This window comes from Marinobacter sp. UBA3604 (assembly GCF_002375325.1).
Classification (GTDB): Bacteria; Pseudomonadota; Gammaproteobacteria; order Pseudomonadales; family Oleiphilaceae; genus Marinobacter; species Marinobacter salarius.
Window position 1 is genome coordinate 52,394 of sequence record NZ_DFMB01000046.1, and the last position, 15,457, is coordinate 67,850.

The 15,457-nt window shown below is 58.0% G+C and carries 15 protein-coding genes and 1 pseudogene; 7 read left to right on the plus strand and 9 right to left on the minus strand.

Annotation, left to right across the window (positions count from 1 at the left end; all coding sequences use genetic code 11):
- The first annotated feature begins 152 nt into the window (after positions 1 to 152).
- Positions 153 to 1,058: a haloalkane dehalogenase gene (locus tag B2590_RS14255; RefSeq protein WP_286810299.1), complete on the plus strand. Its 906-nt coding sequence runs from the start codon at positions 153 to 155 to the stop codon at positions 1,056 to 1,058.
- Here the strand turns inward: B2590_RS14255 and B2590_RS14260 are convergent.
- Positions 1,049 to 2,635, minus strand: a complete 1,587-nt coding sequence (locus B2590_RS14260) for an ABC-F family ATPase (RefSeq protein ID WP_036209478.1) — start codon at positions 2,633 to 2,635, stop codon at positions 1,049 to 1,051. The genes B2590_RS14255 and B2590_RS14260 overlap by 10 nt on opposite strands.
- Before the next feature lie 186 nt (positions 2,636 to 2,821).
- Here B2590_RS14260 and B2590_RS14265 point away from each other — a divergent pair.
- The 3 genes and pseudogenes from B2590_RS14265 to B2590_RS14275 all read left to right on the plus strand — a co-directional run.
- Positions 2,822 to 3,106: pseudogene (locus tag B2590_RS14265) on the plus strand (peptidylprolyl isomerase); the annotation flags it as partial.
- A complete protein-coding gene (locus B2590_RS14270; RefSeq protein WP_286810300.1) occupies positions 3,106 to 4,062 on the plus strand; it encodes a succinyl-CoA synthetase subunit beta in 957 nt (318 codons plus the stop codon). The pseudogene B2590_RS14265 and the gene B2590_RS14270, both read left to right, overlap by 1 nt.
- A gap of 92 nt (positions 4,063 to 4,154) precedes the next feature.
- A complete protein-coding gene (locus B2590_RS14275; protein ID WP_036209469.1) occupies positions 4,155 to 4,937 on the plus strand; it encodes a substrate-binding periplasmic protein in 783 nt (260 codons plus the stop codon).
- Between the two features lie 10 nt (positions 4,938 to 4,947).
- Here the strand turns inward: B2590_RS14275 and B2590_RS14280 are convergent, their stop codons facing one another.
- Together B2590_RS14280 and B2590_RS14285 are read right to left on the minus strand one after the other, a co-directional pair.
- Positions 4,948 to 6,126 (minus strand): M24 family metallopeptidase, encoded by a 1,179-nt coding sequence (locus tag B2590_RS14280; RefSeq protein WP_286810302.1) that lies wholly within the window; start codon positions 6,124 to 6,126, stop codon positions 4,948 to 4,950.
- A 74-nt stretch (positions 6,127 to 6,200) separates the two neighbouring features.
- Complete coding sequence (locus tag B2590_RS14285) at positions 6,201 to 7,019, minus strand: DUF2059 domain-containing protein (RefSeq protein ID WP_036209463.1); 819 nt, start codon at positions 7,017 to 7,019, stop codon at positions 6,201 to 6,203.
- A gap of 204 nt (positions 7,020 to 7,223) precedes the next feature.
- On the opposite strand from B2590_RS14285, the gene B2590_RS14290 reads away from it, so the two are divergent.
- Complete coding sequence (locus tag B2590_RS14290; protein ID WP_197061343.1) at positions 7,224 to 7,877, plus strand: lysozyme-like domain containing protein; 654 nt, start codon at positions 7,224 to 7,226, stop codon at positions 7,875 to 7,877.
- 20 nt (positions 7,878 to 7,897) lie between these two features.
- Here B2590_RS14290 and B2590_RS14295 read toward each other — a convergent pair whose 3' ends face one another.
- Entirely contained in the window at positions 7,898 to 8,791 is an 894-nt protein-coding gene (locus tag B2590_RS14295; protein ID WP_091640855.1) for a LysR family transcriptional regulator, read from the minus strand.
- Between the two features lie 126 nt (positions 8,792 to 8,917).
- Here B2590_RS14295 and B2590_RS14300 point away from each other — a divergent pair, with 126 nt between their 5' ends.
- Positions 8,918 to 9,115: a hypothetical protein gene (locus B2590_RS14300; RefSeq protein WP_036209452.1), complete on the plus strand. Its 198-nt coding sequence runs from the start codon at positions 8,918 to 8,920 to the stop codon at positions 9,113 to 9,115.
- Between the two features lie 93 nt (positions 9,116 to 9,208).
- On the opposite strand, the gene B2590_RS14305 is transcribed toward B2590_RS14300, so the two are convergent.
- Entirely contained in the window at positions 9,209 to 10,891 is a 1,683-nt protein-coding gene (locus B2590_RS14305; protein ID WP_036209447.1) for an AMP-binding protein, read from the minus strand.
- Between the two features lie 208 nt (positions 10,892 to 11,099).
- Between B2590_RS14305 and B2590_RS14310 the strand changes: the two genes are divergently transcribed.
- Complete coding sequence (locus B2590_RS14310; protein ID WP_286811429.1) at positions 11,100 to 12,014, plus strand: glutathione S-transferase family protein; 915 nt, start codon at positions 11,100 to 11,102, stop codon at positions 12,012 to 12,014.
- 4 nt (positions 12,015 to 12,018) lie between these two features.
- Here the strand turns inward: B2590_RS14310 and B2590_RS14315 are convergent, their stop codons facing one another.
- The 4 genes from B2590_RS14315 to B2590_RS14330 all read right to left on the minus strand — a co-directional run bounded on the left by B2590_RS14315 (position 12,019) and on the right by B2590_RS14330 (position 15,369).
- On the minus strand, positions 12,019 to 13,236 hold the full coding sequence (locus B2590_RS14315) for a DUF5610 domain-containing protein (RefSeq protein WP_286847962.1): 1,218 nt from the start codon (positions 13,234 to 13,236) through the stop codon (positions 12,019 to 12,021).
- 89 nt (positions 13,237 to 13,325) lie between these two features.
- On the minus strand, positions 13,326 to 13,952 hold the full coding sequence (locus tag B2590_RS14320; protein ID WP_036209441.1) for a TPM domain-containing protein: 627 nt from the start codon (positions 13,950 to 13,952) through the stop codon (positions 13,326 to 13,328).
- 59 nt (positions 13,953 to 14,011) lie between these two features.
- Positions 14,012 to 14,767, minus strand: a complete 756-nt coding sequence (locus B2590_RS14325) for a TPM domain-containing protein (RefSeq protein ID WP_036209438.1) — start codon at positions 14,765 to 14,767, stop codon at positions 14,012 to 14,014.
- Positions 14,767 to 15,369, minus strand: a complete 603-nt coding sequence (locus B2590_RS14330) for a LemA family protein (protein ID WP_164732149.1) — start codon at positions 15,367 to 15,369, stop codon at positions 14,767 to 14,769. Before B2590_RS14330 ends, B2590_RS14325 begins: the two co-directional genes overlap by 1 nt.
- Between the last annotated feature and the right edge of the window lie 88 nt (positions 15,370 to 15,457).

A 15,457-nucleotide genomic window follows, 5' to 3' on the forward strand; every position in this document is an offset into this window, starting at 1 on the left:
TACGTTAAAAGCGGGGAAAGGATGGCGAAAATGCTGCCCGAGCGCCGAACAAGACTGAAAAGGACCTGAAAGGACCGACACAGCCAGCGCAAGTCATGATACGTTAAGCAAGCTTACAATAATTCCGTGACCGATGGCTGCCGGAGAACACGATGAACGCGCTGCGAACACCTGACAAACGATTTGAACGCCTGTTGGATTATCCCTTCGCCCCTCATTACGTGGAGGTCGACGGACTGCGCATGCATTACGTCGATGAAGGCCCCTCGGACGCCAGCCCGGTGCTGATGATGCACGGCGAACCTTCCTGGTCGTACCTCTACCGCCACATGATTCCCATCTGTGCAGCGGCAGGGCACCGGGTGATCGCGCCAGACCTGATCGGTTTTGGCAAATCCGACAAACCCACGGATATCAACGCGTACAGTTACCAGAGCCATATGGACTGGATGCAGGCGTTTCTGGAACAGACTGACCTGCAGAACATCACCCTCGTATGCCAGGACTGGGGATCTCTTCTCGGCCTGAGACTGGCGGCGGAAAATCCGGAGCGGTTCCGTGCCATTGTGGTGGGTAATGGCATGCTGCCTACCGGCGACCAGCCCGTGCCAAAAGCGTTCCAGTTGTGGAAGAACTTCGCCCTGTACAGCCCCTGGTTTCCCATTGCCCGCATTATCAATACCGGAAGCTTTCGCACCCTGGGGCCCGACGAGCGTCGTGCCTACGATGCGCCATTCCCCAACAAGAAGTACAAGGCCGGTGCTCGCGCTTTTCCGAAACTGGTGCCGGTGACACCAGACAACCCTGCCAGTGAAGCCAATCGCGAAGCTTGGAAGGTTCTGGAGCAGTGGAAGAAGCCGTTCCTGACCACTTTCAGTAACGGCGACCCGATCACCCGGGGCGGCGACCGTTATATGCAGGAGAGAATTCCCGGCGCAAAGGGCCAGCCCCACACCACTCTCACCGGCGGACACTTCCTGCAGGAAGACTCACCGGTTGAGTTTGCGGGGGCGATCAATACCCTGATGGCTCGCCTGGACGAAAGTGATCAGACATAACCCTGGCTTCGCAGGTAGTCATCGTAACTGCCGCTGAAGTCGGTTATGCCGTCGGCCTTCAGTTCAATAATTCGGGTGGCAAGGGATGACACGAACTCCCGGTCATGGCTGACAAACACCAGCGTGCCCGGGTAATTTTCCAGCGCCAGGTTCAGGGCCTCGATGGATTCCATGTCCAGGTGGTTGGTGGGCTCGTCCATCAGCATGACGTTGGGCTTTTCCAGGATCAGCTTACCGAACAGCATACGGCCCTGCTCTCCGCCCGAAATGACCTTCACCGATTTACCGATATCATCCCCTGAGAACAACATGCGGCCGAGGGTTCCCCGAACCAGTTGTTCTCCGCCGGTGGTCCATTGCGACATCCACTCGGTCAGATCCATGTCCTCATCAAAGTCGGCGCCGTGATCCTGGGCGTAGTAGCCGACCTGGGCACTGTCGGTCCACTTAACATCGCCGCTGTCAGGCGTCATGGCGCCGGCCATACACTGCATCAGTGTGGTTTTGCCAATGCCGTTGGGCCCGATGATGGCCACTCGCTCACCCGCTTCGATCTGAAGGTTCATTTTGTCGAACAGGGGCTTGCCATCGAAGCCCTTGGTAAATTCCTTCAGCGTTACCGCCTGTCGATGCAGCTTCTTGGTTTGCTCAAACCGGATGAACGGGCTTACCCGACTGGACGGTTTGACCTCTTCCAACTGGATCTTGTCGATCTGACGGGCGCGGGAGGTTGCCTGCTTGGCTTTGGAAGCGTTGGCGGAAAAGCGACTGACAAACTGCTGCAACTCGGCAATCTGGGCTTTCTTCTTGGCGTTATCCGACAGCATGCGCTCGCGGGCCTGGGTGGCAGCGGTCATGTATTCGTCGTAATTGCCAGGGAACAGCCGAAGCTCGCCATAATCCAGATCCGCCATGTGTGTGCACACGCTGTTCAGGAAGTGGCGGTCGTGGGAAATAATGATCATGGTGCTGTTGCGAGCCACCAGGATGTTCTCCAGCCAACGTATGGTATTGATATCCAGATGGTTGGTGGGCTCGTCCAGAAGCAGGATATCAGGATCAGAGAACAACGCCTGGGCCAGCAGAACACGCAGTTTCCAGCCCGGCGCAACAGCGCTCATGGGGCCGTTGTGCTGTTCCAGGGGAATATCCAGGCCCAGCAGCAGTTCGCCAGCGCGGGCATCGGCGGTATAGCCGTCCATCTCGGCGAATTGCACTTCCAGGTCCGCCACGGCCATGCCGTCTTCCTCGCTCATTTCAGCGAGCGAGTAGATACGATCACGCTCGGCTTTTACACGCCAGAGCTCTTCGTGGCCCATAATGACCGTATCAATCACCGAGCAGTCCTCGTAGGCAAACTGGTCCTGGCGCAGCTTACCCAGCCGCTGATTCTGGTCCACCATGACCTGGCCGGCCGACGGTTCCAGGTCGCCGCCAAGGATTTTCATGAACGTGGACTTGCCGCAGCCATTGGCGCCGATCAGACCGTAGCGGTTGCCATTGCCGAATTTGACGGACACATTTTCGAAAAGGGGTTTGGCCCCGAACTGCATGGTAATGTTCGCGGTGGATATCAAGAATAGACCTGCTGAGAGTGAAGACCGGGCACGGGCCGGCGAAGGAAAAGCCGGCATTGTACAGGTTTGTGGCCAAAACCGTGAGACAGCAAAAACACGGATAAAAAGCGCTTGCCTCAACGGCCCAGTGCGGGCAGCATTTCACCCTCGGTGATCGCAACATGATCCTCATTCGAAAAAAGGAAACACACCATGACACAGGCAACCGCGCGTCACATCCTTGTAGACAGCGAAGCAAAATGTGAAGAACTGAAGAAAGCCATTGAAGGCGGCCAGGACTTCGCGGAAGTGGCGAAGCAACATTCATCCTGCCCCTCAGGCCGCAACGGCGGCGACTTGGGCGCTTTCGGCCCGGGCCAGATGGTTCCGGAATTCGACAAGGTGGTTTTCAGTGGTGAAGTGAACAAGGTGCTCGGCCCGGTGAAAACCCAGTTCGGCTACCACCTGCTGGAAGTGACCAGCCGGAGCTGATGGCTTTAAACCTGCCAGCGTACCGGCCCGCCCGCAATACCCAGATACTCCGGTATCTGGCTTTTGCGGGCATGATTCTGATTGCCCCTCTGTTTTTTGTCGGCGGCCCCGGTTGGTCCGATGGGCCGTTGTTCAAATCAGCCTGGAATCTCGGGCATATTCTGTTCTTTGCTCTGCTGACCCTGGCCATCCAGCCCTGGCGGATCTGGACGGGCTGGACTCTCTGGGGCATCGGCACACTTGCCGTACTCCTGCTTGGCACCGGTATCGAACTGCTACAACACGGAACCAGCCGCCAGATGGACTGGCAGGATATCCTCCGCAACCAGGTGGGCGTATGGACCATCCTGGCCCTGCGGCCACGGGCCTCACTCACCCGGAAGTCACGGCCGGTGGTCTGGCCACTGAGGCTCATCGTGGCTGCGCTACTGGCCGCCGAAATCGGTGCCACGGCAAGGGTCGCCATTCAGCAGTACCACGTCAGCCAACTGCTGCCGGCACTCTACGACTTCCGCCAGCCAGATCCCTCACCATTCTGGGATGGCGTCATAGCGCCCGTAACCGAGCATGCCATAGACGCCCACAAGCGCGCACTCAGGATATCCCTGTCCACAGCGCATTATTCCGGAGTTTCCCTACACAATTTACCCGAAGACTGGCGCGACTATGACCGCCTCGTCATCGACTTGTACAACCCTCAGGACCACCCATTGCCGATGGTTCTAAGAATCAACGACATAGAGCATGACCTGGGCGACAACGACTACAATGACCGCTTCAACACCCGCCTCTCCCTGGCTCCCGGCCCCAACCAATTCGAACTGGACCTCGACAGGGTCAGGGCAGCCCCCGAAGGCCGATCAATGAATATGCAGGCCATCAGACGACTGATTCTGTTCACGGTTGCACTGCCAGAGCCCAAGACACTCTACCTGCGTGACATTCGGCTGGAATGACGGATCATCATCCCTGGTCTACTTTCAAAAGGAGAAGCGCCCGTAAGGTATCCCCTTGCCTATTATTGCAACATCTGTGTGTAGGCGATTGTATGAAGGCTTCAAAAGCGTACCTGGTTGCGCTGGTTGTGCTGTGGTCGACTCTGGCATTAGCGGATGATGACGAGCGAAAACTGAGCATTAGCGTTGGCGACTGGCCTCCCTTTTTCGTGGAAAGTGAGCCTGGTCAGGGTACGGTTGCCCGGCTGGTCCGAGACATCTTCGCAATGGAAGGCTACAGCGTGGAGTTTCACTTCCTGCCCTGGAAACGCGCCTATCGTGAAGCTGCAAACGGCGAACACGATGCCACCGCGATCTGGATGTACACAGCCGACCGACAGAAAGACTTTCTCTACAGCGAGCCGGTGATGAACGAGCGCTTCGTGCTGTTCTACCGCAAGGACACACCCATTCAATGGCACCAGATGCAGGACCTTGCCAACCTTAATCTTGGGGGAAGCATCGGGTACAGCTACGGCCCCGAGTTCGATAGCGCAATCGAGAACGGTATTCTGAACGTGGAATGGGTCGCCTCCACGGAACTTAATTTCCGCCGCCTGCTGTTTGGCCGGATTGATGCGTTCCCGGAAGAAATCAACGTCGGCTACTACATTCTTCGCCGGGAAACCGACCCACAGCAAACCCTCCGGATTACCCACCACCCGAAGCCCATTCTGGAGAATCAAAGCTTCCTGCTGTTTCCAGCCAACGAACCGGAAACACAAACCCTGCGAGAGGTATTCAACAAGCGCCTGCAGATATTCAGGAAAAATGGCCGCTACGACACCTATTTTGAAACCAAGCCCCAGGCATCACTGAACAAAGCAGGAAAATAGCCGACTGAGCTCAGTCCAGCCGCCAGGGGTTGGCCGTCAGCGGTTCGCCGCCGTGCTCACCCACCATTACTGTATCGCTGCACCCCATGCCCCATTGCCCCGGAATTCTCAGGCATATGGGCAAGTGAAACACCATTCCCGGCTGGAACACCGTCGACTCCCCCCGGGCTATAAAACCGGAGCCTTCCACCCATGATGGAGGAAACTGTGCCCCCACCGTGTAGCCAAACACCCCGGAGAAAAACACCTCACTGGCCAGTGGTGCCATAACCTGCTCCGCAGCCCTGGCAGCGGAATCGAAAGTTTGGCCCGGCACCATAGACGCCTGGAGGGTATCCACCACGCGACGGCAACCATCAAAAACGGCCCGCATCCTGGCCGACGGCTGACCCGCCACCAGAGTACGCATCATCGGTGCCGTGTAACGTTGCCAGGCAGCACCAAATTCGAGGAACACCGTATCGCCGTCTTCGATCCTGCACCGCTTGTGATTGGTATGGATGACACTGCTGCGCAGCCCCACCGTTACGATAGGCTGCATACTCATGAATTCACTGCCGCCCGCCAGAAGGCTTTCTGCGCCGATGGCCGCTATGTCGTTGTCGGTCATCCCGGGGCGGATGGCCGCTGCTGCGGCTTCGATGCCCTGCCCAGTTATGCGGGCGCTGTGCCGCAGGCAATCAATTTCGGCCGCTGATTTCACAATACGGATGCTTTTCAACAGGCCTGAAGCATCCACAAACTGTGTGTCTGGGAGTCGCTGTTTGAGCCCTTCCAGGACCCCCTGGCGGAGCGAGCCATGCCAGTAGTCAACGCCGACCTTTCTGCCATGCCCTATCAGCGCGTGTGCCAGGGGATCCAACACATCGCCCACGCCTTCCCAACGGTAACCGATAACGTGATCGACCCGTGTGGTAACCATGGCGGGACCGGTTTCGATGGAGGGCACTTGAAGGGTAAGCGTATCGGCGGTGACCACCAGTGCGACGTGAACGGAGACTTCAAAGGTACTGTAACCGGTCAGATAAAACAGATCGGACGGGTCGGTTAACAGAACAGCTCCGAGACCGTCCGCATGCATCCTGGCGCGAAGGTGTTTGAGACGCTGCTGGTACTCCGCCTCAGGAAAGGGGCATTCCCGGCCCCTGAGTTCGGTGGCCAGGGTTTGCTGGTAGGCATTGAAATCCATGGGGCCGTCTCCGTTACGGAAAGTGACTACTGGAGACTGGACCCAAAACAGGGGCTTTTCAATCTTTCGCGGTGTTACCGCCGATTAAAAAAGCGCCCCAACTGGTTCCCTATGGACTCCACAGGGTCCGTGATCGAGCGCTGAACGCTGTTGGTAACCACGCGGGTGAATGCCGAGCCGGCATCACTTTCGAGGAACTCAATGTACTTCTTCAACTCGGAAGAGCTGAGATCCTGATAGGTGTAGAGGTAGCCATCGTAGACCTGCTGGGCGACCATGCCCCGCAGCATGCCACGCTGGTTCTCGATCTGTTGCTGAAGCTGTTCGAAGGTTGGGCCTTTGCTACCGTTGAACGCTGCCATGGCAGAGGCTAAACCCAACTGGACAGCGACGGTGGTGTCCACGGCACTCTCCGTTGCACGGGCAGCCCGGTCAAAGCGAGTGAACAGCTTGGCCCGTTCGCTGCCCTTGTACTGCTCCTGCAGCGCCGCGGCATTGGCTTCCACCTGCTTCCACGAGTCGGGGTTTGAGGCAGCCACCTCTGCCTGGGAAATTTTCTCCGCCAGCGGCGTTTCATACCAGGCCAGTACCGAGTTCAACTGCCCCTCGCTGAGCCCCTGGTCCAGGTCCTCGACCAGCCGCGCGCGAATCTCGGCAACACTGAACGCATTACTCACAACACTGCTGATGGTGTTGGCAACAAACGGCTCAACCCGCCCGCTTTGTTTCAGGCCCTGGCGGATGCCCTGGCTCATCATCGCCGGGTACTGGGCGACAACCTCATCAATGGGCGACACCCGGAGCACCGAGTCCGCCAAAGGGCTTGCGGTGGCAGAACCACAGACCAGCAAAAGAAAAAGTAATGCCGGTTTAACTTGGGATAGTGTGCGCATGAACCTAGTATCCTCTGATAACGAGGGTCTGTTATGCCATGGAGCTGGCGAGAGCTGCAAGCAAAGCCGGCCAGTAACAGATGACCATTTTGTAGTGTGGAGTGACAGGGCCCGGTCCCGCCCATGAAGAAACGCCGTAATCGACCGAAAAACAGACGACCTGGACGACTTAAAAGCAACCGGGTGAAAATCTGGAAGTCCCGAATGCGGTGGTATGGCCTGCCAACACTGGGCTTGGGGCTGGCAATCGCCATTGTCGCCATCATGCGTTTCAGCCTGCTGGAGCCAGACCCACCGGCAAACCCGGACGACGTCTGTGAGATCTTCCGTGAGCATCCGGTATGGTACGACTATGCCAGCCGTTCACGGGAGCGCTGGGGCACCCCGATTGCAACGCAGATGGCTTTTGTTTACTACGAATCGTCGTTTCGCAGTCATGCCCGTCCACCACGGACCCGCCTGCTGGGGTTCATTCCCTGGCGCCGGCCAACATCCGCCTACGGCTACGCCCAGGCGCTCGACCCGGCGTGGGCCGAGTACCTGGCCGCAAACGGAGACGGTCTGTCCGTGGTACGAACCAACATGAAATACGCACTCGATTTCGTGGGCTGGTATAACCACCTGACCCGCAGAGAAGTGGGCATTCCTCTCACCAGCCCCGAGAAACTTTACCTCGCCTACCACGAAGGCAGGACCGGCTACCAGCGACAGAGCTACCTCGCCAAGCCGAAGGTAAGGTCATTGGCCACTCGGGTCCAGAACCGGGCCTTCCGCTATGACCGCCAGCTCCAGACCTGCGAGGAAGAATTCCAGTGCTGGCGTTTCTACCAGTTCTGGCCCTTCTGTGGTGACTGGTAAGCCCAGACAATGATTCGGCGTCAGCTCTCGCCTTCCACCTGGGGTGTCAGTTGGGTCAGCCTGGCGGTCAGGAACTCCATTACAATCCGTACCCGTGCCATCTGTTGCGTGTCGTGGTTCACCATCAGCCACAGGTCAACGCCCTCGCCTTCAAGTGGCTCCGACAGGCGCGTCAGCTCCTTGGTACTGTCGCCCAGGTAGCAGGGCAATGCCGCCAGCCCTGCCCCGGCCCGCGCCAGGGCGTGCATTGCCTGGAGACTGTTGCAACGGATGATGGACGACGCATTCTTCAGGTGCTTGCGATACCACCGCCCCGTTGCCAGGTGGCTAAAGCTCTCATCCGGCAGAATCCAGAGCGCCTGCTCCGGCGAATGCTCAAGGTCCAGGTCGGTATGACGCTTACGGTAGCTGGTAGCAGCGTAGATAGCCGACTCGATCGTGCCTATTCGCTCCCCTTCCAGTGTGGCCTGGGGTTTGTTTACCGGCCGCAGTGTCAGGTCTGCCTCGCGGTGGCTCAGGTTCAGCACATCGTTGTCGGTGAGCACTTCCAGTTCGATGTCCGGGTATTCCCGGACGAGCTCTGCAATCATCGGACTGATAAGGGCATTCACCATGGTGTCGGTGGCCGCCAACCGGACCTTACCGACGGGCGCTGAATCCTGCCCGACCAACTGCCGTTCAAGATTTTCCATATCGGCGGCCAGCCTTTCGGCTTCGCGGAATGCGGTTTCACCCACGGGTGTGAGTTGCAGACCATCCCGGTTGCGCTCAAAGAACTGAACGCCCATCTGCTCTTCCATCTGATCCAGGCGACGAAGCACCGTGGTCTGGTGAACGCCCAGCATCTCACCGGCTTTGGCAAGGGTTCCCCCTATTGCCAGGGCGTGTATATATCGAAGATAATCCCAATCCATAGATACTGCATATTTGCAACGTGAGTACGGAGTTTAACGTATTTAAACTGCAAATACGAAGCCGTAAACTTCTTTATATAGTCAGCTAACCAATATTTTAATCCACCAGATAAGGAGGAAGGCGCTATGACTCAAGACCATATCGCAACCGTACACCCGCTGCCGTCCAGTATCCTCCACAACAGTACTGAGGTCAGGCGCCAATATACCCGTGCAGCTGCAAAGCAAGCCGTACAGGTTATCAGCCGGAAGATGAATTCCTGGAGAAAAAGGGCAGCAACCGCGTCGCCGGAGATGCCCCAGATGATGCAGGGCGAGCACTAAGCCCGTCCCTGTATGGGAAAGTAAGGGAAGACAGATTTCGAAAACACCGGTGGCCCTGGATACCCAGGCTCACCGGTGTTTTCGTTTTGGGGATCAGAACTCCCAGATCACCTTTTGCTTCTTGCCAAACCACTCGTCCATTTTGCGGTTGTAGAAGTCCTCGATCACATTCCGCTTGATCTTCATGGTGGGTGTGAGCATACCGTTTTCCATGGTCCAGGGTTCTTTCACCACCACCACGAACGCCAGCTTCTCATGAGCCTCGCACCCACTGTTAACGGCGTCCAGCTCCGCAGCCAGCTCCCTCTCCAGCTCATCACGACTGCCTCCTGCTTCCAGCGCTTCCCGTGCTTCTTCGGATAACAGCACCATCAGGCAGGGCTGAGGTTGGTTGGCTCCCGCCACGCACACAACCTCTGCCTTGGGATGATTAAAACGGCTTTCGATGGGCACTGGCACCACATACTTGCCCTTGGAGGTTTTGAAAAGATCCTTCACGCGGCCAGTGATGCGCAGATACCCCTCGCTGTCGATCTCTCCCATATCCCCGGTTTTAAGGAAGCCATCCTCGGTAACGTCCTCGCGGGTTTTCTCTTCGTTCTTATAGTAGCCCAGCATCTGGCCGGGGCTCTTGACCTGCACTTCGCCATTCTCAGCCAGACGATGCTCCGCACCAGGATTGGTGACACCCACGGTACCCACCTTGGCCCGGCCCGGGCGATTGGCATGAGAATAGCCGAAGTTTTCCGACATCCCATACACCTCCAGCAGCTCCAGCCCAAGGTTCCTGTACCAGCCAATAATTTCACCCGAGAGCGGTGCCGCCCCCGTGAGGGCCGCACGGCAGTGATCCAGGCCCAACTGCTTCAATACCTTCTTTTTCACCAGTTTGTTCAGTACCGGAATATTGAACAGCACCTTCTGCTTCTTCGGCGGCAACTTGCTGTTGATGGCCAGGTAGAACTTCATCCACAGCCTGGGCACCGAGAAGAACAGGGTCGGCCGGGCTCTTTGCAGATCTTCCTGGAAGGTGTCCAGGGAATTGGCAAAATACAGGTGGAATCCGTAATAAAGCGACTGGGTTTCCACCGCCGCACGTTCAGCAACATGGGCAAGAGGCAGATAGGAAAGCATTCTTTCATCCTGGGTGACAGGGAATATCTGCTGCAGCCCATCGGCGACGGAAATCATGGTGCGAAAACTGTGCATAACGCCTTTCGGGCGACCGGTGCTTCCAGACGTATAAACCAGGGTGGCCAGGTCATCAGGGTCCGGCAAGCTGGGTTCGGCCGGCTGCTGCTGGGCGATAACGTCCAGCCATTTCGGCGTGTCGTCCCGGGGCGACATCGGCAAAGAAATAACCGGCAGGTCTCCGGGAATGTGGCCCTTGATATCGTTCCAGCCGTCCGCCTTGCCGTCCAACTTCCCCAGGAACAGCAGTTTCGCTTCACTGTGCTCCAGCACATACGCAGCTGTCTCACCATTGAGCGTCGGATATAGCGGAACTGAAACGTGGCCGGCAGCCCATATGGCGAGGTCTGACAGGATCCAGTGCGCACTGTTCTTGCCAAGAATGGCGACATTGCTGCGTTCCGGCAGGCCCAGTGTTGCCAAGTGAGCCGACATCCGGGACACCTGGTCGGCGGCCTGTTTCCAGGTAATGTCTTCGGTGGTGCCATCCGGAAATGGCTGGGTCAGGTATACCTTGTCGGGGGTTTGCTTTGCCCAGTAATACAGGCAGTGGAGGGACGTTTGCTTGTTGCTGTCTGCAGCCATCAAGGGCTCCTTATTGTTGTCGTCTTTTCTGACGTTATTTTTGGGCAACTAAAGCATAGTACCTGTATTTCCCGTTTCCTCAAGCCTGGGCGATGGTGACGGGCCAGCTGGCCCACACGGACAACTCCCGGCCTTTCGCCCGACAGGATTGCAGGGTAACCTCCCGGATCGCGCCAGATAACATTGCCAAATAAGGATGGGTTTCCCCATGCAAGAGTTCATTCTGTACCACTACGCCATGTCGCCTTTTTCCGAAAAGGTTAGGGCCATGCTCGGCTACGCCGGCCTTTCCTGGCAGTCTGTTATCGTCCGGGAAATGCCGCCCCGGCCTATGCTTTCCGCGCTGGCGGGTGGTTACCGCAAAGTTCCCGTGGCCCAGAGTGGCGCCGATGTGTTCTGCGACAGCCGCGCCATCGCTGACGAAATCGCACGCCTGAGTGGCAAACCGGAATTGAGCCTGGCCAACCAGCCGCAAGCAGTCATCGACTTTGTGCACACCACGGACCTTGAGGTGTTTCTTGCCTGCGTGATTGCCGCCAGCGATGGCCGCATGCTGCGGAAGCTGATCCGCGACACGTCGCTGCTGAACGCCTTACGCTTCCTCAAGGACCGCATCACCATGGGCACAAAGTCCCGCGTGAAAGCGGTACGAGGGCCGCAGGCAAAAGCCAAGGTTATGGCGCACATCGAAACCATGGAGTCGATGCTGGAGAAAGACTTCTTGTTCGGCGATACTCCCTGCATCGCTGATTTTTCGGCCTACCATGGCCTGTGGTTTGTCTGCGATCTGGCGGGCAAACCCTGGCTGCGGGACACTCCCAACGTGGCAGCGTGGCTGGAGCGAATGAAAGCCTTCGGACACGGCAAACCTAGTGAGATCACCGCTGACCAGGCATTGGACATTGCCCGCAATGAAACGCCGCGAGCCATTGAGTCTGCCGGTGGTAATGAGTTAACAGGAAAGAATGTCGAAGTCGCACCCGATGACTACGGGCGCGACCCGGTCGCAGGACGCCTGGTGTTCGCAGATGAGCAAACCCTGATTCTGGAGCGTTCCCACGCGCGTGTCGGGCAGGTCCATGTCCACTTCCCGAAACAGGGTTATGCAATCAAGCCGGCCTGATGCCTCAAGCCGGCTCGCCCTTCTGGCCGGCACTTTCGAAAGCGGCCAACACTGAAGACAGGAAATCATCCATTAACGAGCGCGGCGCGGGGTTGTTTTCGCCGCCCCGCTCGTTCTGGAGCCGCTGGATATCGTCCAGCAGTTCCTGCATGAGCCCTTCCATTGCCTGAAGGTCCATGCCTTTGGCAACCGACTCCTGAGCAAGCCCCTGGATATCCCGGACGAGACTGCCAAGCGGTCGCAACTGCATGTTTGCGGAGGGCTCGGATGAAGGCTCACGGGATACAGACTCGTAAGCAGCGGCAGACACCATCCGGGTAGCAGAGAGGTTCAGGCTGAAGCTCGCCAGTTCATCCCCGCCCAAACTCAACGACTGGGCCGCTTGAAAGGCACCCTGGATATCGCCGTCGAAAAAACGGCCAGACACTTGCTGCACTTTGCCAAAAAGATCCGCGAGCGCGGCCTTCTCGCCGTCATCCAGACTGCCCTCCACCGAGAACGCATAACGCCCCGAAAACAGGCTGGCCGAGCGTACTTCTTCAGACCGGACGCCATCACTCTCGCGGGCACTTGCCGACATCGCCGAGTAGCGTTGCTCCTCCATGCGAACGGTCACACGGTCGCCGTCACGGGTGGTGACCTCAAACGCAAAAGACTCTTTGCTGGCGCTCTCCACCATCGCCGCTGCTACCCGGCTCTCTGACGGCATCCCGTTTTGCAGATACCGCGATTCCAGATCAGACAAACCGTCCTGGATGCGCGTGAAGCTGTCGTCGATATCACGACTCAATGTGTCCGTCATCAACCCCAGGGCTTCGATCTGCTCCCGCGCCTCGGAGAACCCCTGCTCAACACCACGGCGTGCATCGGAAAGCAGGCCTGCCAGGCGCTCCGAGTCTGCACCGGCAGCCGCTTCCTTTTGCAGGCGCTGCTGGACGAAGCCCAGCACGCGGCTGGCCACGTCGGCGGCTGTCGGCGGTTCGAATCGATTTCGGGTGGAGGCAGATGCGTCGGGGCCGGATGCCCCGAGTCGTTGCTGAAGCTGTTGTTCAAGCCTGCTTCGAAGTGCGTTAATAGCATCCTCGGGCGTGCGGATCGCCCCCCTGCCCTGTTCCCGGACCTTGGTAGGCTCGGGGGCATTGTTTGTCGACCGGCTTCCCGATGGCTCCGCGCCGGAGCGACCTGGCATTCCGGAACCGGGAATATTAATTGGAGAAACCATACCCTCACCCCTCATCAGCGCTGTCTGCAGGCAGGACATGGGATGCTTCCGCAGCCTGCCCCTGTTTATCGGCAGACCGGCGGCAGGCATTAAGAACGTTTCGGTATTAGCACCAGATGATTAGGCAATTCGTTTTTCTCGCGGGTTGCGGGCAACTGCTCCCGCAGGTGCTGGCCGCAACTTTCGATGCAACCGAGGAAGCCGGCCAGGGTATCGCCACTGCGAACCTGGTTGGTAAAGGTGCCGACAATCTCTTCCCAAACGCCGTCGCTGACCTTATCGGCAATGCCCTGATCCACCAGAATTTCAACATAGTGTTCCGCTTCCGAGACGAAAATCAGCATGCCAACGCCGCCCTGGGTGTGATGAAGATCCTGCTCCAGGAATTGCCGCCGGGCCATGTTGGACGCCCGCCAGAAGCGAACAGCCTTTGGAACCAGATGATGCCCCACACCCGGAAACCGAAACAACAGGCATAACAGGATAAAGGTCACCCACTGAACCACCAGCAACCAGTCCGCGCCCAACGAACCGGTAAAGTAATTGATCGCTCCGGGCACCAGTAGTGCAATAACCCCGGCCCAGAGCAGAGGGATATAGGAATAATCATCGGAGGCTGCGGCAAGAACCGTTACCAGTTCCGCGTCGGTCTCACGCTCCACCTCTGTGATGGCCGAAGCCACCTGTTGTTGCTCACTGTCTGTTAGTAACGTCATGTTCGTTCCGGTGTTGCTGAATCAATAGGTTCGCTGTCTACTCGCGTTGAGTCGCTGGTTTACCAACCGCCGGAGGCACCACCGCCGCCGAAGCCACCGCCTCCGCCGCTGAAGCCACCACCGCCAAAACCGCCGCCGCGACCTCCACCAAGACCACCAGCGAGCGCACCGGCCAGCAGGGCACTGCGGCCACCACGGCCCCCGCCGACACCGCCTCTAAAGAACGCAATCAGCACAATGACGAAAAACAGGATGCCCAACGCCGGATGGGGCCGATCGTCTTCGGCTGCCTGGCGACTGGACTTCGGAACCGCAAGTGGCTCACCACCCAATACCTGAACCATGGCCGCAGCACCGTTGGCAATGCCGGTGGCAAAATCCCCCTGCCTGAACGCCGGGGTAATGATCTGATTAATAATCGTGGCGGATGTGGCGTCGGTCAGTCGACCTTCGAGGCCGTAGCCAACCTCGATGCGAATCCGCCGCTCATCCTTGGCTACCAACAGCAACGCACCGTTGTCTTCACCTTCCTGGCCAATTCCCCAGTGACGACCCAACTGGTAGCCAAAGTCTTCAATGGCATAGCCCTGAAGGTTCGGCAGCGTCACCACAACCACCTGTTCGGTCGTTGACTGCTCGTGGGCCTCAAGCATCTGGCTGAGGCGACGTTCAACTTTGGCGGGCAGCATGTCGGCGCGGTCCACCACGCGACCGGTCAGGTCGGGGAAATCAGGAGTGGATTGCGCCTGGGCATTGGCCTGGCACAGCACAATCAAGGCCAGAAAAACGATAACGGGGTGGAAACGAACAGGCATCAGAACTCCACCTGTGGCGCTTCCTGGGCATCGGGGGTAGTGGCCTCGAAGTTGGCCCTCAACTCAAGGTCGCTGTAAAGCATGCTGTGCCAGAGACGGCCTGGAAAGGTCCGGATTTCCGTGTTGTAGCGCTCAACCGCCTGGATAAAGTCACGCCTTGCGACCGAGATACGGTTCTCCGTACCTTCCAGTTGCGACTGCAACGCCAGGAAGTTCTGGTTTGACTTCAGATCCGGGTAGCGCTCTGAAACCGCCATCAGGCGGCTGAGCGCACTGCTGAGTTCACCCTGAACCTGCTGGAACTGTTTCAGCTTCTCGGGGTTGTTGAGAATGCTTTCGTCGACCTGAATAGAGGTAGCCTTCGAGCGCGCTTCGGTGACTGCTGTCAGGGTTTCCTGTTCCTGATCCGCAAAACCTTTCACCGTTTCAACGAGGTTCGGCACCAGATCCGCCCGCCTCTGGTACTGGTTCTCCACCTGCGCCCAGGCTGATTTAACCTGCTCGTCATACGTTGGAATGTTGTTGATGCCGCAGCCGGTGAGCAGCATGGCCAGCAAGGCCAGAGCAGCAAGCTGAAAGGGCGTTCGGCCTGGGCTGGCCATGGGTCGGTCGTGCATAGCGTATCGGTTCCTTGATGGTGGGTCTGGTCATCGCCGGCCTAAAACACTATCACATTTTTCCGCCCGACAT

Excerpts from the sequence above, each read along its gene's own strand:
- B2590_RS14255 (WP_286810299.1), top strand. The coding sequence starts at position 153 with ATGAACGCGCTGCGAACACCTGACAAACGATTTGAACGCCTGTTGGAT.
- B2590_RS14270 (WP_286810300.1), top strand. The coding sequence starts at position 3,106 with ATGGCTTTAAACCTGCCAGCGTACCGGCCCGCCCGCAATACCCAGATA.
- B2590_RS14275 (WP_036209469.1), top strand. The coding sequence starts at position 4,155 with ATGAAGGCTTCAAAAGCGTACCTGGTTGCGCTGGTTGTGCTGTGGTCG.
- B2590_RS14280 (WP_286810302.1), bottom strand. The coding sequence starts at position 6,126 with ATGGATTTCAATGCCTACCAGCAAACCCTGGCCACCGAACTCAGGGGC.
- B2590_RS14285 (WP_036209463.1), bottom strand. The coding sequence starts at position 7,019 with ATGCGCACACTATCCCAAGTTAAACCGGCATTACTTTTTCTTTTGCTG.
- B2590_RS14290 (WP_197061343.1), top strand. The coding sequence starts at position 7,224 with ATGCGGTGGTATGGCCTGCCAACACTGGGCTTGGGGCTGGCAATCGCC.
- B2590_RS14295 (WP_091640855.1), bottom strand. The coding sequence starts at position 8,791 with ATGGATTGGGATTATCTTCGATATATACACGCCCTGGCAATAGGGGGA.
- B2590_RS14300 (WP_036209452.1), top strand. The coding sequence starts at position 8,918 with ATGACTCAAGACCATATCGCAACCGTACACCCGCTGCCGTCCAGTATC.
- B2590_RS14305 (WP_036209447.1), bottom strand. The coding sequence starts at position 10,891 with ATGGCTGCAGACAGCAACAAGCAAACGTCCCTCCACTGCCTGTATTAC.
- B2590_RS14310 (WP_286811429.1), top strand. The coding sequence starts at position 11,100 with ATGCAAGAGTTCATTCTGTACCACTACGCCATGTCGCCTTTTTCCGAA.
- B2590_RS14315 (WP_286847962.1), bottom strand. The coding sequence starts at position 13,236 with ATGGTTTCTCCAATTAATATTCCCGGTTCCGGAATGCCAGGTCGCTCC.
- B2590_RS14320 (WP_036209441.1), bottom strand. The coding sequence starts at position 13,952 with ATGACGTTACTAACAGACAGTGAGCAACAACAGGTGGCTTCGGCCATC.
- B2590_RS14325 (WP_036209438.1), bottom strand. The coding sequence starts at position 14,767 with ATGCCTGTTCGTTTCCACCCCGTTATCGTTTTTCTGGCCTTGATTGTG.
- B2590_RS14330 (WP_164732149.1), bottom strand. The coding sequence starts at position 15,369 with ATGGCCAGCCCAGGCCGAACGCCCTTTCAGCTTGCTGCTCTGGCCTTG.